At 53.8% G+C, this 19,563-nt stretch carries 18 protein-coding genes; 8 read left to right on the plus strand and 10 right to left on the minus strand.

Annotated elements, in window-relative coordinates:
* Nucleotides 1-51: 51 nt before the first annotated feature.
* The 3 genes from ACFE33_RS01970 to ectA are packed head-to-tail and all read right to left on the minus strand — an operon-like array spanning nt 52 to nt 2,320.
* The gene (locus ACFE33_RS01970) at nt 52-438 is read right to left on the minus strand and encodes an ectoine synthase (protein ID WP_380056189.1); all 387 of its coding nucleotides are present in this window, start codon (nt 436-438) and stop codon (nt 52-54) included.
* Between the two features lie 5 nt (nt 439-443).
* Nucleotides 444-1,742, minus strand: a complete 1,299-nt coding sequence (ectB, locus tag ACFE33_RS01975) for a diaminobutyrate--2-oxoglutarate transaminase (protein ID WP_380056192.1) — start codon at nt 1,740-1,742, stop codon at nt 444-446.
* Nucleotides 1,743-1,789: 47 nt separating this feature from the next.
* Nucleotides 1,790-2,320: a diaminobutyrate acetyltransferase gene (ectA, locus tag ACFE33_RS01980; RefSeq protein ID WP_380058631.1), complete on the minus strand. Its 531-nt coding sequence runs from the start codon at nt 2,318-2,320 to the stop codon at nt 1,790-1,792.
* Between the two features lie 263 nt (nt 2,321-2,583).
* On the opposite strand from ectA, the gene ACFE33_RS01985 reads away from it, so the two are divergent.
* The gene (locus ACFE33_RS01985) at nt 2,584-3,084 is read left to right on the plus strand and encodes a MarR family winged helix-turn-helix transcriptional regulator (protein WP_380056195.1); all 501 of its coding nucleotides are present in this window, start codon (nt 2,584-2,586) and stop codon (nt 3,082-3,084) included.
* Between the two features lie 278 nt (nt 3,085-3,362).
* A complete protein-coding gene (locus ACFE33_RS01990) occupies nt 3,363-5,006 on the plus strand; it encodes a BCCT family transporter (RefSeq protein WP_380056197.1) in 1,644 nt (547 codons plus the stop codon).
* Nucleotides 5,007-5,043: 37 nt separating this feature from the next.
* Here ACFE33_RS01990 and ACFE33_RS01995 read toward each other — a convergent pair whose 3' ends face one another.
* From ACFE33_RS01995 to ACFE33_RS02010, 4 genes are all read right to left on the minus strand, one after another.
* Entirely contained in the window at nt 5,044-6,153 is a 1,110-nt protein-coding gene (locus tag ACFE33_RS01995) for an ABC transporter ATP-binding protein (protein WP_380056200.1), read from the minus strand.
* 3 nt (nt 6,154-6,156) lie between these two features.
* Nucleotides 6,157-7,035 carry a carbohydrate ABC transporter permease gene (locus ACFE33_RS02000; protein WP_380056203.1) on the minus strand — a complete coding sequence of 293 codons (879 nt, stop codon included), beginning with the start codon at nt 7,033-7,035 and terminating at the stop codon, nt 6,157-6,159.
* A complete protein-coding gene (locus ACFE33_RS02005) occupies nt 7,035-7,931 on the minus strand; it encodes a carbohydrate ABC transporter permease (protein ID WP_380056205.1) in 897 nt (298 codons plus the stop codon). Before ACFE33_RS02005 ends, ACFE33_RS02000 begins: the two co-directional genes overlap by 1 nt.
* A gap of 88 nt (nt 7,932-8,019) precedes the next feature.
* Complete coding sequence (locus tag ACFE33_RS02010; RefSeq protein WP_380056207.1) at nt 8,020-9,258, minus strand: ABC transporter substrate-binding protein; 1,239 nt, start codon at nt 9,256-9,258, stop codon at nt 8,020-8,022.
* Between the two features lie 214 nt (nt 9,259-9,472).
* Between ACFE33_RS02010 and ACFE33_RS02015 the strand changes: the two genes are divergently transcribed.
* From ACFE33_RS02015 to ACFE33_RS02040, 6 genes are all read left to right on the plus strand, one after another.
* Nucleotides 9,473-10,501 (plus strand): LacI family transcriptional regulator, encoded by a 1,029-nt coding sequence (locus tag ACFE33_RS02015; RefSeq protein ID WP_380056209.1) that lies wholly within the window; start codon nt 9,473-9,475, stop codon nt 10,499-10,501.
* Nucleotides 10,502-10,510: 9 nt separating this feature from the next.
* Nucleotides 10,511-11,752: an AGE family epimerase/isomerase gene (locus ACFE33_RS02020; RefSeq protein WP_380056212.1), complete on the plus strand. Its 1,242-nt coding sequence runs from the start codon at nt 10,511-10,513 to the stop codon at nt 11,750-11,752.
* Between the two features lie 97 nt (nt 11,753-11,849).
* Nucleotides 11,850-12,896 carry a putative sugar O-methyltransferase gene (locus tag ACFE33_RS02025; protein WP_380056215.1) on the plus strand — a complete coding sequence of 349 codons (1,047 nt, stop codon included), beginning with the start codon at nt 11,850-11,852 and terminating at the stop codon, nt 12,894-12,896.
* 111 nt (nt 12,897-13,007) lie between these two features.
* Nucleotides 13,008-14,006 carry a UDP-N-acetylglucosamine 4,6-dehydratase (inverting) gene (gene pseB / locus ACFE33_RS02030; RefSeq protein WP_380056218.1) on the plus strand — a complete coding sequence of 333 codons (999 nt, stop codon included), beginning with the start codon at nt 13,008-13,010 and terminating at the stop codon, nt 14,004-14,006.
* The gene (pseC, locus tag ACFE33_RS02035; RefSeq protein ID WP_380056221.1) at nt 14,006-15,151 is read left to right on the plus strand and encodes a UDP-4-amino-4,6-dideoxy-N-acetyl-beta-L-altrosamine transaminase; all 1,146 of its coding nucleotides are present in this window, start codon (nt 14,006-14,008) and stop codon (nt 15,149-15,151) included. Before pseB ends, pseC begins: the two co-directional genes overlap by 1 nt.
* Nucleotides 15,144-16,235, plus strand: a complete 1,092-nt coding sequence (locus ACFE33_RS02040; RefSeq protein ID WP_380056224.1) for a hypothetical protein — start codon at nt 15,144-15,146, stop codon at nt 16,233-16,235. Before pseC ends, ACFE33_RS02040 begins: the two co-directional genes overlap by 8 nt.
* Here the strand turns inward: ACFE33_RS02040 and pseI are convergent.
* The 3 genes from pseI to pseF are packed head-to-tail and all read right to left on the minus strand — an operon-like array spanning nt 16,232 to nt 19,530.
* Nucleotides 16,232-17,281 (minus strand): pseudaminic acid synthase, encoded by a 1,050-nt coding sequence (gene pseI / locus ACFE33_RS02045; protein WP_380056227.1) that lies wholly within the window; start codon nt 17,279-17,281, stop codon nt 16,232-16,234. The two genes, ACFE33_RS02040 and pseI, sit on opposite strands and share 4 nt — an antisense overlap.
* On the minus strand, nt 17,271-18,836 hold the full coding sequence (gene pseG / locus ACFE33_RS02050) for a UDP-2,4-diacetamido-2,4,6-trideoxy-beta-L-altropyranose hydrolase (protein WP_380056229.1): 1,566 nt from the start codon (nt 18,834-18,836) through the stop codon (nt 17,271-17,273). Before pseG ends, pseI begins: the two co-directional genes overlap by 11 nt.
* Nucleotides 18,814-19,530 (minus strand): pseudaminic acid cytidylyltransferase, encoded by a 717-nt coding sequence (gene pseF / locus ACFE33_RS02055; RefSeq protein ID WP_380056231.1) that lies wholly within the window; start codon nt 19,528-19,530, stop codon nt 18,814-18,816. The genes pseG and pseF overlap by 23 nt, the downstream gene beginning before the upstream one ends.
* Between the last annotated feature and the right edge of the window lie 33 nt (nt 19,531-19,563).

Genomic DNA, 19,563 nt, shown 5'->3' on the forward strand with positions numbered 1-19,563 from the left:
GACGCCTTTTTCGTTTGATTACGAGTAATGCGGATGACTGGTGTTTCCGAGTTATTCCGCAGCAGCGGCATAAGAGCCGTCTTCGCGGTGAACTTCGTTGCCAGTCACTGGCGGGTTAAAGCAGCAGGCCATCACAAGCTCTTCTTCAGAGCGAAGCGTGTGCTTGTCGTGTTGGTCGAGCGCATACATAACGCCTGGGCGGATTTCATGGGTTTCACCTGTGGCGAGATCGGTGATGGATCCCTTGCCCGACATGCAGAACACACTCTCGTAGTGGTTCTTGTAATGGAACGTATGCTCCGAACCCGCTTCGAGTGTTGTGATGTGGAAAGAGAAACCCATGTTGTCATCTGCCAAGAGCATACGGACAGAAGTCCATTTTGCATCGCTCACGGCTTTGTCTGTGTTTTTTAGGTCATTTAGGTCACGAACGATCATGGGTATTACTCCGCAGCAATTTTAGTTTCGAATTTGTTCTCGATGCAGGCACGTGCCGCATCAACAAGGATGTCCAATCCGTCTTCGAATTGGTCCATCGGGGTGGTGAGGGGCGCAAGCACTTTAACGATTTCGTCGTCAGCGCCCGATGTCTCGACGATAAGGCCGCGCGTGAAGGCTTCTGCACAGATTTCTCCGGCAAGTTCACCGCTTCCTACGTCAACGCCTTGCATCATTCCGCGACCTTTGAGGCGCGTATCGTCTTTCATGTCAGCGATACGTTGCAGGCGACCCTTGAGAACCTCGGATTTCTCGGCGATTTCGGATTCGAATGAATCGTCAGACCAGAACTTCTCAAGTGCGACCTTCGCAGTAACAAACGCATGGGTGTTGCCGCGGAAAGTGCCGTTGTGTTCGGCTGGTTTCCAAATATCCAGTTCAGGACGGATCAAGGTCAGCGCGAACGGAAGGCCAAAGCCAGAAAGCGATTTCGCCATGGTGATCATGTCCGGCTCAACATCCATTCCGTCAAAGCTAAAGAAGCTCCCCGTGCGGCCAATGCCCGCTTGAATGTCGTCAACGATCAGCTTAGCGCCGACTTTCTTGGCCAAACGTGCGATGCCTTCAACCCATTGGCGCGACGCGGCGTTCAGGCCACCTTCTCCTTGAACCAGCTCAAGAATAAACGCAGCGGGCGCGTCAACGCCGCTTGAGCTGTTGCAAAGAATTGTCTCGATCATTTCGAGCGTATCAACGTCGTCACCAAGCGATCCTTCAAACGGAAGGTGCGTAACTCCATTGAGCGGAACACCCGCGCCGTTGCGCTTGCCAGCATTACCCGTAAGCGACAGCGCGCCAAGCGTCATGCCGTGAAACCCGTTGGTAAAGGCAACCACATTGGTACGGCCAGTGACCTTGCGGGCAAGTTTGATTGCCGCTTCAACCGCATTGGCGCCCGTTGGGCCTGTCATCATGACCTTGTGATCCATTCCCCGTGGCTCAAGAACCAGACGCTCGAATGTCTTGAGGAATTCCGCCTTGGGGGCGGTATACATATCCAGCGCGTGGGCAATGCCATCGTTGGTGATGTGTTCGATCAACGCGGCTTTCATATCAGGGTCGTTGTGGCCATAGTTCAGCGAAGAACAGCCCGACAAGAAGTCGGTATAGGTGTTGCCGCGTGCGTCATGCAGGGTCGAGCCCTTAGCTTTGGTGAAAACGGTATCGTAGGAGCGGCAATAGCTGCGCACTTGTGATTCACGTGTTTCAAATATCGTCGTATCGGCTGAGATCTCAGTCGTCATGTCATTTTCCTTTTGGATTGATTGTAAGTCCGGAGTGGGCGCGGCGCTTAGGCCACCGCCTCCAATTCACGAGACTCTGGCAAGCTGATTGTCACCATATGCTCGGTGTCATGCTCGCCTTGAAAATGGGTGTCGCTTTCAAAGTGCGCTTCGTGGTCAAGCTCGGCGTCCTGTGCGTCTGCAAAGCTGCGAAAGAGCGCCCAGCTTGCGTCGTTGTCTTTGGTGATCGTGGTTTGCATCCGCGTCACGTCTTGACACTCTTCACGTGCGAGCAGGCTCTCTAGCATACGTTTAGCAAGCCCAAGGCCGCGCGCTTTTTCGGATACGGCGACCTGCCATACAAAGAAGGACTCGGAATCGCGGGGCAACACATAGCCCGAGATCCAACCGACGGGCTGGCCGTCGAGTTCAGCAAGGATGCATGTGTCGCGAAAATGATCGCACTGGATCAAATTGCAATACATCGAGTTCTCGTCGAGGGGCTTGCAAGAACCGATCAATTCCCAGATGGCCGCGCCGTCCTCGGCGTCTGGCTTGCGGAACTTAACGTCGTTGCGACGTGACTTGATCTGATGGATGTCGACCACTGGATACCTCGGTTGCTGCTTCTATTAGGTACTTAGATATACGAAGTTTATCGAAAAAATCAATTAGGCTAGGGAATTATATTTGAGTTTGTTTAATTCCATAAATTACAGTTAGTTATCGGATTATTACATGAAAATCTGCGAGAATCTTGAAAGTTATTTAGTTCGTATATTAGTTATGCTAACTATCTTAACCTCTTGCGAAGGTCATCCTTTCTCAGTAATCTAGCGCAATACTTGCCGTAGGAGCGGAATTGGACAGAACTGACACCTCACTTATCGCTCTGCGCCGAATCCTGCGCGCAACAGAGCTTTATGGCCGCACACTTGCCCAGACTGCGGGGCTAACGCCCGTGCAAATCCGATTACTTCAGATCGTATTGGGCCACGGCAGCACCACCCCGAAAAAGATATCCCTTCAGATGGGTGTAAGCCCGGCGACGATCTCGACGCTGCTAGATCGGCTTGCGGCCAAGGAAATGATCGAGCGTCAACGCTCTGACGTTGACCGCCGTCAGACCAATATCATCCTGACCGAGAAGGGCCGCAAAGCTGTTGAGGGGGCGCCTGATCCGCTTCAGCAGAAATACGTTAAGGAATTCGAGGCACTCGCCGACTGGGAGCAGGCGATGATTGTTTCTGCGCTAGAGCGCGTGGCGGCGATGCTGAATGCGTCTGCGATGGATGCATCGCCGGTTCTGGATATGGGCGAAATTCACCGAACCCACCCACCAGTCAAGGCAGAGGAAAGCTAGCGTTGGGCGGCGCGGTGTCGTTTTCGACATAGAATGCGCCTTAATTCTAATTCGTTTACTTTGAGTTCCGTTCTATGTTTGACTAAATGCATGGTTTTTTTGGAAACCTGCCTATCGAACAGAACGTCGTGCAGAGTATTTGAAACCGCGCGGCGCAATAGCAACAAAGTTTACGGCGGTATGTTATCGCCGCCGAAACTGGGAAGTTATCGGGAAGGATATGTGTTTCGGCGCGGTTTTTGCGGCCGACCACCAAAACTCACTGCAAGGAGTATACTATGACGGAAGTCCCTACGAACCAGGGTATCCCCGAACCGGAAGGTCCATCGGATATCATCGAAACCGAATATGAAATCGGTCAGGATAATCTTGAGGCCCATATCGGCCCCTTCGGACTCGACATTCACAATCCGGTATTCCTTGTCTCAGGCGCAGCAGTTGTTGCGTTTGTTTTTTATACGCTCGCTTTGCCAGAGCAGGCTGCGTCGATCTTCTCCCAGATGTTCTCTTTCTCAACCAAGACGTTTGACTGGTTCTTCCTTGGGGCTGCGAACATCGTTGTGATTTTTGCGCTCTTGCTCATTGTGACACCACTTGGAAAGGTCCGATTGGGTGGCGCCGAGGCAACGCCAGACTATAGCTATATCGGCTGGTTCGCGATGCTATTCGCGGCGGGTATGGGCATTGGTTTGATGTTCTATGGTGTGTCTGAACCTATGACGCATTTCTCGACATCCTTCGGCGGAACAGCTGTGGGCGAGGGGGGTGCACGTACAGATTGGGCTCCGCTTAGTGGTGCAGAAGGCGATCAAGAGGCCGCAATCCGTCTGGGTATGGCGGCGACGATTTTTCACTGGGGTCTACACCCTTGGGCGATTTATGCGATGGTTGCGCTGGCCTTGGCTCTGTTCAGCTATAACAAAGGGCTTCCGCTCACCATCCGTTCCGCATTCTACCCGATCCTTGGTGAACGTGTCTGGGGATGGTGGGGTCATATCATCGATATCATTTCGGTTTTTGCGACGCTCTTTGGTCTTGCTACTTCACTTGGCTTGGGCGCGACGCAAGCGAACGCGGGTCTTAATGAATTGTTTGGCCTACCTGTTAGCACGACCTCGCAGGTCTTGTTGATTACCGGCATCACTGCAGTTGCGCTTATTTCGGTTGTTCGCGGATTGGATGGGGGCGTCAAAGTGCTCTCCGAGATCAACATGGGCCTCGCTGCATTGCTGGCGATCTTTGTGTTGATAACGGGACCAACGCTGTTCTTGATCACGTTCTTCTGGGATAACCTTGTCGCTTATGGTCAACGGCTTATTCCGCTCTCAATGCCGTTTGGCCGCGAAGACACCAACTTTAGCCAAGGATGGACTGCGTTCTACTGGGCGTGGTGGATTTCTTGGTCACCTTTCGTGGGCATGTTTATTGCGCGCGTAAGTCGTGGTCGTACGGTTCGAGAATTCGTGATCTGTGTGCTGCTCATTCCGAGCATGGTCTGTGTCCTTTGGATGTCGATTTTTGGTGGGACCGCTATTCATCAGGTCGTTGCCGAAGGGTACACCGTCGCACAAGAGGCCGCGCTTGAGTTGCAATTGTTCAAGATGCTCGATCCGCTTCCGCTTGCATCGCTTACGTCGTTTATCGGCATTGTTCTGGTGATCGTGTTCTTTGTGACTTCGTCGGACTCCGGCAGCCTTGTGATCGATACCATCACAGCAGGCGGCAAGGTTGACGCGCCCATGCCGCAGCGTGTCTTCTGGTGTGTATTCGAGGGCGCAGTTGCGATTGCTCTATTGCTTGGTGGCGGGCTTGCATCGCTGCAATCAATGGTGATTTCGACGGGGCTGTTATTTACCGTCGTGCTTCTTGGGATGTGCTTTGCGATCTACAAAGGGCTCGTGAGCGAAATCCAAAACACCTGACAATACAGAGAAGGCCCCGATCATTCGGGGCCTTCTGCTATTCAATTCGCAGTTCAGTTTCCGGATCGAAGGCCACGGCCTTCTCCATGTTCACCGCAAATTCAAATGTGTCCCCTGCGCGTACGGTAACGTCCGCACGCATCCGCGCAATCGCGTCACGTCCACCAAGGGTCATGGTCACAAACGTATCCGAGCCCGCGGGTTCGGTAACAGTGATCCTATTAGTGAGCGGTACGATGTTTGAGGATTTGCGGTCGGAACCGTCCGGATCGGTGATCGCCTCGGGACGGATGCCGAGCAAGATATCGCGTCCGTCCCAATCTGCGAGATTTGTTTGACTAAAGCGCAGCAGCGTTGGGTTGCCGTCCGCATCTAAAACCTTCGCGTGCGGAGCACCATCGTGCATCACCACAGTTGCGGGCACGACGTTCATTGCTGGCGAACCCATGAATGTAGCCACGAACAGGTTCGCAGGCGTATTATAAATCTCGCTTGGTGTGCCGAGTTGCTGAACATATCCTTCGTTCATTACGGCGATGCGTGTCGAAAGGGTCAGTGCTTCGATCTGATCATGCGTCACATAGACGATCGTTGTCTTGAGTTGCTCATGAAGCTTTTTGATCTCGGTGCGCATATCCACGCGTAGCTTTGCGTCGAGGTTTGAGAGTGGCTCGTCAAACAGGAACACATCGGGATCCCGTACAAGCGCGCGGCCCATCGCAACCCGCTGGCGCTGACCGCCCGAAAGCTGCCCCGGCTTGCGATCAAGCAGGTGGTCAATCTGGAGAAGTTTGGCAACATCGGCGAGGGCTTTCTCGCGCTCGGGCTTGGGTACGCCGTGCATCTCAAGGCCAAACGTCATGTTCTGGCCGACGGTCATGTTCGGATAAAGCGCGTAACTCTGGAACACCATCGCGATATTGCGCTTGGACGGATGGACGCCATTGACGACGCGGCCGTTAATCGACACTTCGCCGCTTGTGATGTCCTCTAGCCCCGCAATCATATTGAGCAGTGTTGATTTCCCACAACCAGACGGTCCTACAAGCACAAGGAACTCACCCTCTTGAACGTTGATATCGACTTTGTGCAGGACTTCGACCTTGTCGTAGGTTTTGGTGACGTTGGAGATATTGAGGAAACCCATGGATTAACCTTTCACGGAGCCTGCCATCAGACCGCGGACAAAGAAACGTCCAGCAACGATGTAAACAAGGAGAGTTGGAAGTGCCGCAAGGATCGCGCCCGCAAAGTGGACGTTGTATTCCTTTACGCCTGTTGAGGATTGAACGAGATTGTTTAGCGCCACAGTCATTGGCTGGGAAGTCCCGCCAAATGATGCGCCGAACAGGAAATCGTTCCAGATATTCGTGAACTGCCAGATGACCGATACAACGGTTATCGGGCCCGAAACTGGCAACATGATCCGCCAGAAAATGCGAAAGAAGCCCGCGCCGTCGACCATCGCGGCCTGTACCAGCTCTGTCGGGAAAGAAGCGTAGTAGTTGCGATAGTAAAGCGTGGTGAAGCCAACGCCATAGACCACATGCACCAGAACCAGCCCGGGAATGGACCCTGCGAGGCCAAGTTTTCCAAGGATCGTCGCCATAGGAATAAGCACGATCTGAAACGGGATAAAGCATGAAAACAGCATCAACCCAAAGAGGATGGTATCGCCGCGAAAGCGCCATTTCGTCAGAACATATCCGTTCAGCGCCCCAAGAACGGTCGAGATTGCGACCGCAGGAACTACCATCATGATGGAGTTCATGAAATAGGGTTTGAGTCCCGTCGGCTCTACACCGATTTGTGCGGTGGACCATGCGGCCAGCCACGGTTCGATGGTCCATTCCTTAGGGAGCGCCATCATATTGCCGCCCGTGATTTCGGGCAGTGGTTTGAGTGAGTTTACCAGCATCACAAAAAACGGAAGCAAATAGAATAGCGCGAACAGTAGCAGCACAAGATAGATGAACGTGCGGGTGATCTTGCCCGTGCTGACGGCGGTATCTTGGGTGGCGGCAGACATCACTTCTTCTCCCGTAGTTCAGCATAAAGGTAGGGCATCATGATCGCGGCGATTGTCATCAGCATGATTACAGCACTTGCCGCGCCGGTCCCCATCTGGTTGCGGGTGAAGGTGTACGAATACATGAACGTCGCAGGAAGTTCGGTCGCGCGTCCCGGACCGCCACCAGTGAGGGCAATCACAAGGTCATATGATTTCACCGCAAGGTGCGCGAGGATAACGAATGCCGAAAGGAACGCTGGCCGCAACAGCGGGATCACGATGCGCCGATAAAGGCTCCAGTTCGACGCACCATCAATCTGCGCGGCTTTGAGGATTTCGTTGTCGATACCGCGAAGCCCCGCAAGGAACATCGCCATAACAAAGCCGCTGGTCTGCCAGACGGCCGCGATGACGATGGTATAGATCGCCATGTCGCGATCCTTGATCCATCGGAATTCGAAACTCTCCCAGCCCCATAGGTGCATGGTATTCTCAAGCCCGATCCCCGGATCAAGGAACCACTTCCACGCCGTTCCTGTTACAATAAAGCTCAGCGCCATGGGATAGAGATAGATCGGCCGCAGCACGCCCTCGCCCCTGATCTTTTGATCAAGCAATATCGCAAGCAAGAGGCCAATGGCCGTACAAATAACTATATAAAGTGTCGCAAAAACCGCGAGGTTCACTACAGCTGTCCACCACGCCGACAGCCCCCAAAGGCGGGCGTAGTTGTCAAAGCCAACCAAATCATATTTCGGCAACATCTTGGAGCCAGTGAAGCTCAAGTAGGCCGTAAAGAGAATAAACCCGTAAACAAAAACGAGGGTCATCGCGATGGAGGGCGACAGGACGAGTTTTGGAATCCATTCCTGTAGTTTGGTGCGGAAATCCGCCTCATCGGCTCGGTGGGCCATGGTCACTCCTTGGGGCTTGAATGGCGAAAACCGGATCGGCGCTGGGCCGATCCGGAAAGGGGGCGAGCGTGCCGCCCCCGACGTTCGCTTATTGTGCGGATTCTACAGCGTTCAGCATCTCTTCTGCTGCTGTTTCTGCGTCATATTCGCCGTTGAAATGCGCTGTTACCACGTCATACATCGCATTCTTGACCGCTGCAGGTACGGAGTGACCGTGCGCCATAGAGCCGAAAAGACGACCGTTTGATCCCGCATCTGCGAGATCTGCCATGCCTTTCTTACCGCAATCGTCAAAGTCGTCGTTTGGCACATCGGTACGTGCCGGTACCGAGCCTTTTACGACGTTGAACGCAGACTGGAATGTCGGGTTCATAACCGAGGCCGCCATTGCTTTTTGTGCTTCGGCGCCTTCTTCAACTTCGAACATTACGAACTGATCGGAGTTGAACGTAACCGCACCCTGTGTGCCAGGGAAACGGATACAAACGAAGTCCTCGCCCGGTGTTTGGTCTGCGCGCAGGAATTCGCCCTTGGCCCAGTCACCCATCATCTGCATGCCGGCTTCGCCGTTGATGACCATTGACGAAGCAAGGTTCCAGTCACGCCCTGAGAAGTTGTCATCAACATAGCCGCGAAGTTTTTCCATGCGGTTAAAGGCTTCGACCATTTGCTCGCCGCTTAATGCGTCGGGATCAAGGTCAATCATCGCCGCTTTATAGAAGTCGTCGCCAAGGCTCAGAACAACTGCGTCAAGGATTGTGGCGTCCTGCCACGCTTGTCCACCGTGCGCCAGTGGTGTGATGCCGTTGGCCTCCATTGCATCTAGAACGGCAATCAACTCATCCCAAGATGTTGGCTCTGCCAAGCCCGTTGCGTCGAGCGCGGCTTTGTTGATCCAGACCCAGTTTGTTGAGTGAACGTTTACAGGTGCCGCAATCCAGTGACCGTCATGTTTGGAGAAGAACTGAAGCGCTTCTGGTACAACTGCGTCCCAACCTTCGCTGCTTGCAACGTCGTCAAGATTGCCGAGAACGCCTTCGCCCGCCCAGTCCTTGATGTCAAAGCCGAGCATCTGAACGGCTGTTGGCGCATCGCCCGCTGTGACGCGCGCACGGAGCGTTGTCATTGCAGCCTCACCGCCGCCGCCAGCGACCGGCATATCGATCCAGCCGATGCCTTGCCCCGCGAGATCATCCTTCAAAACGTTCAGCGCCGCGGCCTCTCCGCCCGATGTCCACCAGTGCAGAACTTCAACGTCCTCTGCATGTGCCGCGCCTGCTGTGAGTGCCGTAAGTGCGGCGCTTGCCAATAGTTTCTTGATAGTCATTTCATCCTCCCTGAGAAATTACATTGATATTTATAACGTTTTAAATATTGAGTCTGTCAAGCATTAGTATTGAATCGACAGATTAATGTTTTTCTTGCATTTATTGATATAACTGACTTATCCAAGTTGAAAGTCTGGCGATACAAAGCTGCTATCTTGTAAATTTTAATCGTTTTAAGTCTGTTGGCTCTAATGACCGGGAGGGCGCGCGTTTATGGCAAAGAAACCGGGGGCAGGGCGCCCGACACAGCGCACAATCGCTGCGCGAGCAGGCATCTCTGTTGGCGCAGTATCGAGGGCGCTGAACAACGATCCACGTATCGCTCTGCAAACCCGTCGCTCCGTTCACAAGATCGCGGCGGAAATCGGATATGCCCCTGATCGCGCGGCGCAACGGCTTCGTACGGGACGCACACAGGTTATCAATCTGGTTTTGCCGCCTCATGATGAGATCTTGGGTTTTGGCACATCCGTTGTGCGTGGCATTTCGCGTGCGCTTGCGGGGTCGTCATATCATCTGGTTGTGATGCCCGATTTTGGCATTGAAGGGCAGAAAAACACGATTGAGCGCGTCGTGCGTCATCAACTTGCGGACGGATTTATTTTCTCTCGGACGCAGCCAGATGATGAGCGTGTCCGATATCTGCTTGAGGCCGATTTTCCCTTTGTAACGCATGGCCGCACTGAATTGGCGACGCCACATCCTTATGTCGATTTCGATAACTTCGACTTTGCGCGCCGCGCGGCCGAGCAATTGATCGCGAAGGGCGCTGGGCGTCTGGCGATACTCCTGCCACCAGAGAAGCTCACATTCCGACAGCACCTTCTGCACGGTTTCATGACTTCCGTGCGAGAGGCTGGTGTGGCATTCGAAATCATCGAAGGCGCCACCCTCGATAGCCCGCCCGAAACGGTCAAACGTGCTCTAGAGCAACGCTTTGCACAGCCAGACCCGCCTGATGGCCTGATCTGCCCCGGCGAAGTTTCGGGGCTGGCCGCATTGGCAGCGATTCAGGATGTGGGCCTTGTTGTTGGCCAAGACGTGAACCTGATCGTGAAGCAGACGACGGGACTCTTTGGTTTGGTCCGCCCGCAGGTTCAGAGCTTGTACGAGGACCTGACAATGGCTGGTTTCACTATGGCACAGCTTTTGTTGCGGCGTATCGAGGGTGAATCGCCCCTTGATCTGCAACATATCCAGCCGGTCTCGGAAACACCGGTAGATCCAATTACATCAGAATAGGTAAGGCATATGACACTCCCGCTTTCGGGTGCAAACCCCGACAATCGCCCTTGGCTTGAGACCCGCACGCATCGCGATTACCTCTTGGCAGACGCCCAGCGTCAATTCGATTTCTTTCGTGCCAGCATTCGGCCCGAGGGCGGGTTCTATAGCCTTGATTCAAGCGGCAATCCCCTGCCTGATACTGTGCAGGAACTGCATTCGACCACGCGAATGGTTCATTCATATGCCTTGGGAAAACTTGCAGGGTTTGGCGATTGTGATGAGATGATTGATCAAGGCATCCGCTATCTAAAAACCAATCATCATGATCGCGAACACGGTGGATACTTCTGGGGTGTGGATGGCGCCAAGGCGACTGATTCACGCAAGTTGGCCTATGGGCATGTGTTCGTTTTACTCGCAGCGGCGAGCGCCCATTCGGCGGGCCACCTAGATGCGCAGGCCTTATTGGATGATGTGGATGCCGTTCTGAACGAGCACTTCTGGGAAGAAGAACACGGGCTTTTCTGTGACGAGTGGAATCAGGATTGGACGCCATTTTCGACCTATCGCGGAATGAATGCGAATATGCACGGGACAGAGGCCCTGCTGACGGCTTTTGAGGTGACGGGTCGCGAGATTTACCTAGAGCGCGCAGGCCGAATTCTTGATTTCTTTGTGGGAAAGATCGCGCCCGCGAATAGCTGGCGATTGGTGGAGCACTACAACGCCGACTGGACGCCCGATCGCGCCTATTCCGAAAACCCCATGTTCCGCCCCGCAGGAACCACGCCAGGGCACTCGCTGGAATTGGCGCGCCTACTCTTGCAGTACTGGGACCTAAGCGGACGCCCGAATACAGACGCCCCAACAGCGGCGCGGCGGCTCGCGGAAACAGCGCTGGCGGATGCGTGGGATCAGGAAAGCGGTGGGCTGTATTACACGCTCAACTTTGACGGAACACCCTTGATCAAGCCACGCTATTGGTGGCCTGTTACCGAGGCGATTGGCGTGGTGGCGACACTGCTTAAACTTGAGGGCACGGCGCAGGATGAGGAGTGGTATCGCAAACTCTGGACGTTTGCGGATGCTCACTTTGTTGATCACATACATGGCGGTTGGTTCCCCGAAATTGACGACCAAGGAAAACCAACCGAGACGCAGTTCCGTGGAAAGCCAGACATCTATCACGCGCTTCAGGCTGTTCTGTTTCCTCTCACGTCTGGAATCTCGAACATGGGCGAAGGCGTGAAGGGGTTGCGGGGCTAGTTCCGAATTTTGCGGCGACAAGAGACCGAAGAAATATTGCCCTCGGTGGAGGCTACATGCAAACGTAGGCGTGCAGAACGAAATTAGGAATGTCTAAATGAACGAAACCTCGGTCCTGAGGCAAATGCTCTCTGATATGGAAACCGCACCAGAGGAGTTTAAGCCCACAAACTTCTGGAACAGCGGCCTTAACAAAATCGTGGATGATATCGAGACGCTGGGGATTGAGACATTTCGTTCGCACCCCTCGGGGCGGTTTTTCTATGTGCCTGCCTATATGTCGAAAACATACGCAAAGCGGCCGGAGTTTTTTGACCGCTTGCTCGATATGTTGCCGCCACGAAAACGCAAGCGTTTGGATTTACGCCTAAAGCACCCAGACCGTGCGCGCGCTGATTATCGCATCTATCGTGCAAGCGCGCAAAAGGGCGGGCTTGATCTTGATTGCGTAAGCGAAGGAACCGAAGTTGCCGGCGAGCGGTTCGAATTCGATGGTCGACTATATAGCCACGCAATGCTGAACTATCTGCGCGCGTTGAACTTGCTTAAACGTGAAGTCGATACAACGAATATTCAGAGCTGCCTCGAGATCGGCGGTGGCTACGGCACTCTTGGTGAGATTTTCTTGAAGGCTCAGGAAGGCGGCATTTATGTGAATGTCGATATCCCACCTGTCGCGGCCGTTTCGACGTGGTACTTGCAACAGATTTTTGGTGCGGACCGCGTATTGGATTATTCGCAAAGCCGCGAGATGGACGAGATTAATCTTGAGGATCTCAAGGGCAAATATAGCGCCGTTGTCCTTTGCCCGTGGCAGCTCCCCAAACTTAAGGGGCAGTTTGATCTCTTTGCCAATTTCATGTCGTTTCAGGAGATGGAGCCTGCGGTGGTTGCGAACTACATCTCGCTGGTTCAGCCACTTGTTGCGGGAAATGTGTTGGTGAGGAACCACAAAATCGGCAAGAAAGTCGCCAAGAAAGTCGGCGAAGTTGGCGTTCTTGAACAGGTCACCACAGGATTCATCGTTGAGAAATTTAATGAATTCGAAGTTCTTGCGCGTGACTGTTTTGTGCACGGGCAACTCTCCGAGGATGGAGCTTATCAATCCGAGGTGATCGTGCTTGGCCGTGAACAGCCGACCTGACGCTTGCTGTGGACATCAGTAAACCCGAGGTTTAAATATCGGTGACGGCTTGTATATTTCATTCAAGCCAAATTAACGCGCGGCTATACCGCATCTCATGAGGGACATATTATGCTGACCGGCTCTACAATTCTTCTGACGGGCGGAACGGGCTCTTTTGGGTCGCACTTCGTGCCGATGACGTTAGAGAAGTATAACCCTAAGCGGATCATCATTTATTCTCGCGATGAGATGAAACAATGGGAAATGGCGAAGACCTACGGGGATGACCCGCGCGTTCGTTTCTTTATCGGCGATGTGCGCGATCGTGAGCGGTTAATGCGTGCGTTGGATGACGTTGATTTTGTTGTCCACGCAGCGGCAACGAAAATTGTTCCGATCGCGGAATACAACCCGTTTGAATGCGTGAAAACAAACATCAACGGCGCGATGAACGTGATCGACGCCTGTATCGACAAGGGCGTGAAACGCTGTGTCGCGCTAAGTACCGATAAAGCCTCTAGCCCAGTGAACCTCTATGGCGCGACCAAGCTTGCGTCGGACAAATTGTTCGTGGCGGGCAACTCCTATTCCGGCGCGGATAAATGCCGCTTTTCGGTCGTGCGTTATGGTAATGTGATGGGGTCACGGGGCTCGGTCATCCCGTTCTTTGACAGCCTCAAGGACAAGGGCACTCTGCCGATCACCGATCCGCGCATGACACGGTTCATGATTTCCCTCGAAGAAGGCGTAGAGCTGGTTTGGCATGCCTTCGAGGATATGGTCGGCGGTGAAACTTATGTGCGCAAAATTCCGTCGATGAACATTCTGGATATTGCGTCTGCGGTTGTTCCCGGTGCCAAGCATGAAACAGTCGGCATCCGTCCCGGCGAGAAACTGCATGAGCAGATGATCGGCGTCGAAGATGCGCCCCACACCTACGAATACGACAAATACTACAAGATCATTCCCGCGATTCATAACTGGTCCAAAGACCCTTACCGGATCAAAGATGGCCAGAAAGTCGCCGAGGATTTCGAATACACTTCGGACGGCAATACCGAATGGATGGGGATCGAAGAGCTTCAGGCTTGGATCACCGAAAATAGCGGCAAGATTGGTAAGTTCTAATGATCCCTTACGGCCGTCAGGAAATCTCGGATGCAGATGTAGAGGCGGTTCTAACGGTTCTACGGTCCGATTTTCTTACGCAGGGTCCGTCTGTTCCCGCGTTTGAGAAATCAGTCGCAACAGCATGCAGCGCGGCCCACGCCGTTGCGGTTAATTCGGCGACTTCGGCGCTGCATATTGCGTGTATGGCGCTGGACCTTGGGCCTGGCGATTGGCTCTGGACCGTACCGAATACTTTTGTCGCTTCGGCCAATGTCGGGCTGTATTGCGGTGCGGATGTATCCTTTGTGGATGTTGATCCGCAAACGTACATGATGTGCCCCGATGCGCTCGCCGAAAAGCTCGAGATTGCCGAAAAGGCAGGTACTCTTCCCAAGGTTCTGATCCCCGTTCACTTTGCGGGGCAAAGCGCGGCGATGGACCGTATTGGTGCGCTTGCTCAACAGTATGGTATTCGCGTCATTGAGGATGCGTCTCATGCGATTGGTGCGTCGTATTTGGGCGCTCCTGTGGGAAATTGCGCTTTTAGCGACATAACCGTCTTTTCGTTTCATCCCGTCAAGATTGTTACCACTGCGGAAGGTGGAGTTGCGACAACACAAGACGCGGAACTTGCGCGCAAGATGGAGCTGTTTCGTTCGCATGGGGTGACACGCGATCCCGCATCAATGACAGGCGAGCCACTTGATGGCCCTTGGGCATACGAGCAAGTGACGCTGGGCTATAACTATCGAATGACTGAGCTTCAGGCTGCGCTGGGCGTTACTCAAATGACGCGCTTGGAGGAGTTCGTAGAGCGCCGGAATATTCTGGCGCGCCGCTATGAAACGCTTCTCGCACAAGTTCCGGTAACCTTGCCGTTTCAATCACGCGACAGTTATTCTGCTCTGCATCTCTATCCGATACAGGTTGCCAATCGCGCAGAAGTTTTCGAACGCCTTCGTGCAGCGGGTATCGGCGTGAATGTGCATTACATCCCTGTTCATACCCAACCGTTCTGGCGGGCGAGGGGTTTTGATTGGGGCGATTATCCTGTCGCTGAAAACTACTACAAGAATGCAATCTCGATTCCGCTCTATTTTGGCTTAAGTTTTGATGAGCAGGATCAGGTTGTCGCCAGTTTGCTTGAGGCAATAGATGTCTAAGAAACCCGCATTGTTGGCCTATTTGAATGGTATGCCGGATGTGGAAAGCACCTATCCTGTTCTAGCACGTTTGCATCAGAGGGGCAAAGTGAACGTCCGCGCGTTCGTTTACTCCAAGCTTCTGCGCAAAGAAAAACGGCTACTGCAATCCTTTGAAAGTGAAGGGTTTCAGCCAGAACCAGCACCAAAATGGCGGATGAAGCTCTTTTACAAAAGCGACATTGACGCTGCCGATGCTGTTCTAACGATTGCGGATCCATACTGGGACACAACAACCCGTAAGCAACGCGGCACGCATATTCGGCGCACGGGGCAGCAGAGCATTTTCCTGCAGCACGGCGCGTATCAGTTGGGCGTGAACGGGCGCCTGACCGAAGGACAGCAAAAATACTATTCTCAAAAGCTCCTGTTATGGGAGCCATTTGGCAAGAATATCGAACTTTTCGAGCCCGCCAGTGCCGCGCGTGCAGAGGTTGTCGGCTTTACCAAAAAGAACATTTTGCCCGAAAACTCTTGGGGCAAGGAAGTTGATGAATGGGTTGCGCGTTATCCCAAGCGGCTATTGGTTTGCCAGTCATTTCGCTGGGGAAAAGGGCGGTATTCGGGCGATCATATTTCGCACTTTTACAACCTTCTCGACGCAATTCTGACCAAGCACCCCGATCTTGGTATCATCGTTCGGTCCCATCGCGGCAAAGTGCGGCGCAATCATCGCAGCCATGACAAAGCGCTGGCGGATAAGCATCCAAACGTAATGTTCTCACACTACTACACAGGACCGCTGGCCAAAGCGTCGATCCATGATGCGATTGATCTCTGTGATGCGATGGTGTCGCCGACTTCGACTACGGTACTTGATTGTATTTACTCTGGAAAACCCGCCGCGGTCTTTGCCGAAGATGTCGAGATATTCTCGGAGTTACAACAGATTTCCGACGAGGAAACCCTTGAGAATTTCATCGCTTCGCTCGGAACAAATGATCCCGTTTACGACGCCATTAGAGCGCGTTTTGGGGATTTGGATAACAACCTCGATCGCGCGGCAATCGCGATCGAAGAACACCTTTTGGCGCGGGTGACTTAAGAAAACATATCCCAAGCAAGCGGCTCTCCGCGTTTAAGGTCGCGCGTCGCTTTTTGACCAAGGACGTCATCCAGATGTTTTGGCGCAAGCCCAAGGCCAGGTCGGATCGAGCGCACATTTTCATTCGTCAGAGCGTCACCCGCTGCGATATCCTCAACCACATAGAGTGATCGGCGGAACGTAGCATTGGTGCCGCCCACGCCTTGGCGGTCATAGCGTGGCTCGCCAAGCGCGGCATGTGCCATGCGGCAATCGGCAACCAACTGTGTAAATTCATCGGGTTCGAGCGAAAAGTCGGCATCTGGACCACCGTCCGCGCGAGCGAGTGTCATGTGCTTTTCGATGATGACGGCACCGCGCGCGATAGACGCCACAGCCACCGCCGAGCCTAGTGTATGATCCGAGAGGCCAACCGGAACACCAAACGCATTCGCCAGTGCCTGAATGGTGCCCAGACGCATTTCCTCTGGCTTGGCCGGATAGGCGGAAATGCAATGCAAGAGCGCGATATCTGTTGCTCCACCTTCGCGTGCCGCCCTGAGCGCATCCTCAATTTCAGCATAGTTCGCAACGCCGGTCGACATAATCATCGGCTTCCCTTGTGCCGCAACTTTGCGGATCAAGGGCGTGTCGACCAACTCAAAAGACGCGATCTTATATGCGGGGACGTTTAGCCCCTCAAGAAAATCAACCGCTGTCGGATCAAACGGAGACGAGAAGCAATGCAGCCCATGAGCGGTCGCGCGCTCGATCAGGGCTTCGTGCCACTCCCACGGTGTGCTGGCCTCTTGATAAAGTTCGTGCAAGCTCCGACCATCCCAAAGCCCGCCCGAAATACGGAACTCGGGGCGATCCACATCAATCGTGATCGTGTCGGCGGTATAGGTCTGTAGTTTGACCGCATCCGCACCTGTCTTGGCCGCGGCATCCACAAGCGCAAGCGCGCGATCCAAATCGCCGTTATGGTTTCCGGATAATTCAGCGATGATGTAGGGCGACAGAGATGCGTCAACAGAGCGTCCCGAGATTGAAAATTTAGGATGCATCTGTGCTGTCTCCCTGAGTTGAATGCGGATCAATTCCGACCAAGTTTACATCGCACCGGTCAAGCCTGAAAGCAAGTGCGTCGGGGCTCTGCGACTCGGTTTGAGTAAACCCCAAACGCTGATGAAGGGCGATGGAAACGGCGTTATCTTTGCGCACATCCGCTGTGATTGCCGCTGTGTCTGGGAGGGAAAACAGGCGTTCGATAAACAGGGCGAGCATCCTTTGACCTGCGCCGCGCGGTGCATCATTCGCGCCGATGTAGAACCCCCAGTGCCATGTATTCTCACCGCGCAAGCGCGCATTTACATGGCCGAGATCGCGCTTTCCTTCTCGATAGATCAACCATTGGCCGGTATCTTCTTGAAGAATGCTATTGAGCCACTTCACATGGTTTTCCCAGACTAACTCGGACGTGTCCAAGCTCACTTCACGAATTCTCTGTTGATTGCGCCAGTCGAATAATAGCTGTGCATCTTGTGCTGTCACCTTCCGCAACACGCCCTCGAGCGCATCCACAACGCGTCCCGTTCCCCGCCCATCACATAGGTTTGCCGCCGCTTTGGAAAGTGAGGCACGCTGTTCAAATGCCTGTGCGAGGGTGCGCTTCATCGTGTCAGGATCACGGGCTTGTGCCAGTGTCAGTGAGAGCAGCGCCCCTTGCGCCTGAAGCCCGTTCAGGACTTCGGATTGATTATCTGCGGTACAAATCGCAACAGCAGGAAGCCCGAGGCAACAGCGCTCCCAACTAGTCATCCCACCAGCCCCAATACAAAGATCGGCCGATGATATAAGCTCTGCCATGTTCTGCGCATCTAAATGCAGTTGCGCGTTCTTGCGTTTTGCTAAGAGTTCTTGCACTTCGGATATTGTCTGGCTTTCAGAACCCATCACTACGTCAATTGCCACGTCCGGATATTCCGTCAGCGCATTGATCGCGAGCGGAGCAAGGTGCGCGCCGTCCACCATTCCGGGTGCGATTAATACGCGTGAAACTTTCGCGCTTCGATTGGCGATTGCGGTCTCTCGCAGTTCCGCGAATTCTGGCCGTAACAATGCGAAGCTTGCTCCCGTTAGGTAGGCGTCGGCGGTTTGGGTTCTTGCCGTTCTTGTTACACGCGTTTGATCCAACACCAACTCAGAGGCGATGGCGCGGTCATCCAGATCATCTATCGCGAGGAAACGAACTCCATTAGTTTGTTCTCGGATGTGGCGAACCCAGCGCGCATCCAGTCCATAATGGTCCCAAACTATCCAATCAGGCTGAAACTTCTGCGCCGCTGCGATGGTGATGTCGGCATCGGCCCTCCATGAAGTCGGAAGCCATTTGGCGTGAACAGGTTCGGAATTTTCTCTTGGGGCTTGCAGGTCTGGGGTGATGGGGAAAACTGTATAGCCCAAACCTGCTACGCGGTGAAGCATGCTGGATGGCTTCTGCGCCATAACAAAGGCGGCGTCATGGCCTCGGCGGCGCGCCTCCTGCGCGAGCGTCAGGCATCGCATAACGTGGCCGCCACCAATAGTGGTATCGCCGTCAGCTCTGATCAGGAATTTCATTCTTTTCCAATTCCAACATTTTGAATTGATGCTCGGCACGTTTCCAATCCGTCGGCGTGTCGATATCTATGCACCGCTCAGGCGGCAAAATGACCGAGGCCGCGCCATCCCAAACTCGTGCCTTTGGGTTCAGCCAAGTTGCCGCGCGCGCCCAATAGAACTGTCCTGCATCAAAGTACGCAGGCTCCAGATCCTGTGAACGCAACGGCATTTTGCTTGGGTCACGTGCCTCCATACGACCGTCGGAGCCAACCATTCGATAGGCGCGATCAATTGGCGTTGCGTACTCACCGACAGAAAGGACCCAGTCAACATCGTCACCTAATTTCGCCGCACCCGCAGCCAGATCGGACGCTTGAACAAATAGCGCGGTTGGATAAATGCAACATACGGCCACTTGCGGCGCGATATTCAATCGCGTGACCGCATCACGCATAACATCCGTTGTTCCCGTGTGGTCGTCTGAAAGGTTCGCTGCCCGCATAAACGGGACCTCAGCGCCCAAATCTTTCGCGACTTGCGCAATCTCGTTGTCGTCGGTGGTGACAATGACTCGTTCGAATTGCTGACTGTCCAGCGCCGCTCTAATTGGCCAACCAATCGCTGGTCGCCCATAGAAATCACGAATGTTCTTACGGGGAATGCGTTTTGAACCACCGCGCGCCGGTAGAATTGCTATCGCTGATGGGGGCACAGGTGGCTCCTTTGATCGCATCGAAAGAGTAAT

The organism is Falsihalocynthiibacter sp. SS001, assembly GCF_042445055.1.
GTDB lineage: Bacteria > Pseudomonadota > Alphaproteobacteria > Rhodobacterales > Rhodobacteraceae > Falsihalocynthiibacter.

Excerpts from the sequence above, each read along its gene's own strand:
- ACFE33_RS01970 (WP_380056189.1), bottom strand. The coding sequence starts at position 438 with ATGATCGTTCGTGACCTAAATGACCTAAAAAACACAGACAAAGCCGTG.
- ectB (WP_380056192.1), bottom strand. The coding sequence starts at position 1,742 with ATGACGACTGAGATCTCAGCCGATACGACGATATTTGAAACACGTGAA.
- ACFE33_RS01990 (WP_380056197.1), top strand. The coding sequence starts at position 3,363 with ATGACGGAAGTCCCTACGAACCAGGGTATCCCCGAACCGGAAGGTCCA.
- ACFE33_RS01995 (WP_380056200.1), bottom strand. The coding sequence starts at position 6,153 with ATGGGTTTCCTCAATATCTCCAACGTCACCAAAACCTACGACAAGGTC.
- ACFE33_RS02000 (WP_380056203.1), bottom strand. The coding sequence starts at position 7,035 with ATGTCTGCCGCCACCCAAGATACCGCCGTCAGCACGGGCAAGATCACC.
- ACFE33_RS02005 (WP_380056205.1), bottom strand. The coding sequence starts at position 7,931 with ATGGCCCACCGAGCCGATGAGGCGGATTTCCGCACCAAACTACAGGAA.
- ACFE33_RS02010 (WP_380056207.1), bottom strand. The coding sequence starts at position 9,258 with ATGACTATCAAGAAACTATTGGCAAGCGCCGCACTTACGGCACTCACA.
- ACFE33_RS02015 (WP_380056209.1), top strand. The coding sequence starts at position 9,473 with ATGGCAAAGAAACCGGGGGCAGGGCGCCCGACACAGCGCACAATCGCT.
- ACFE33_RS02020 (WP_380056212.1), top strand. The coding sequence starts at position 10,511 with ATGACACTCCCGCTTTCGGGTGCAAACCCCGACAATCGCCCTTGGCTT.
- ACFE33_RS02025 (WP_380056215.1), top strand. The coding sequence starts at position 11,850 with ATGAACGAAACCTCGGTCCTGAGGCAAATGCTCTCTGATATGGAAACC.
- pseB (WP_380056218.1), top strand. The coding sequence starts at position 13,008 with ATGCTGACCGGCTCTACAATTCTTCTGACGGGCGGAACGGGCTCTTTT.
- pseC (WP_380056221.1), top strand. The coding sequence starts at position 14,006 with ATGATCCCTTACGGCCGTCAGGAAATCTCGGATGCAGATGTAGAGGCG.
- ACFE33_RS02040 (WP_380056224.1), top strand. The coding sequence starts at position 15,144 with ATGTCTAAGAAACCCGCATTGTTGGCCTATTTGAATGGTATGCCGGAT.
- pseI (WP_380056227.1), bottom strand. The coding sequence starts at position 17,281 with ATGCATCCTAAATTTTCAATCTCGGGACGCTCTGTTGACGCATCTCTG.
- pseG (WP_380056229.1), bottom strand. The coding sequence starts at position 18,836 with ATGAAATTCCTGATCAGAGCTGACGGCGATACCACTATTGGTGGCGGC.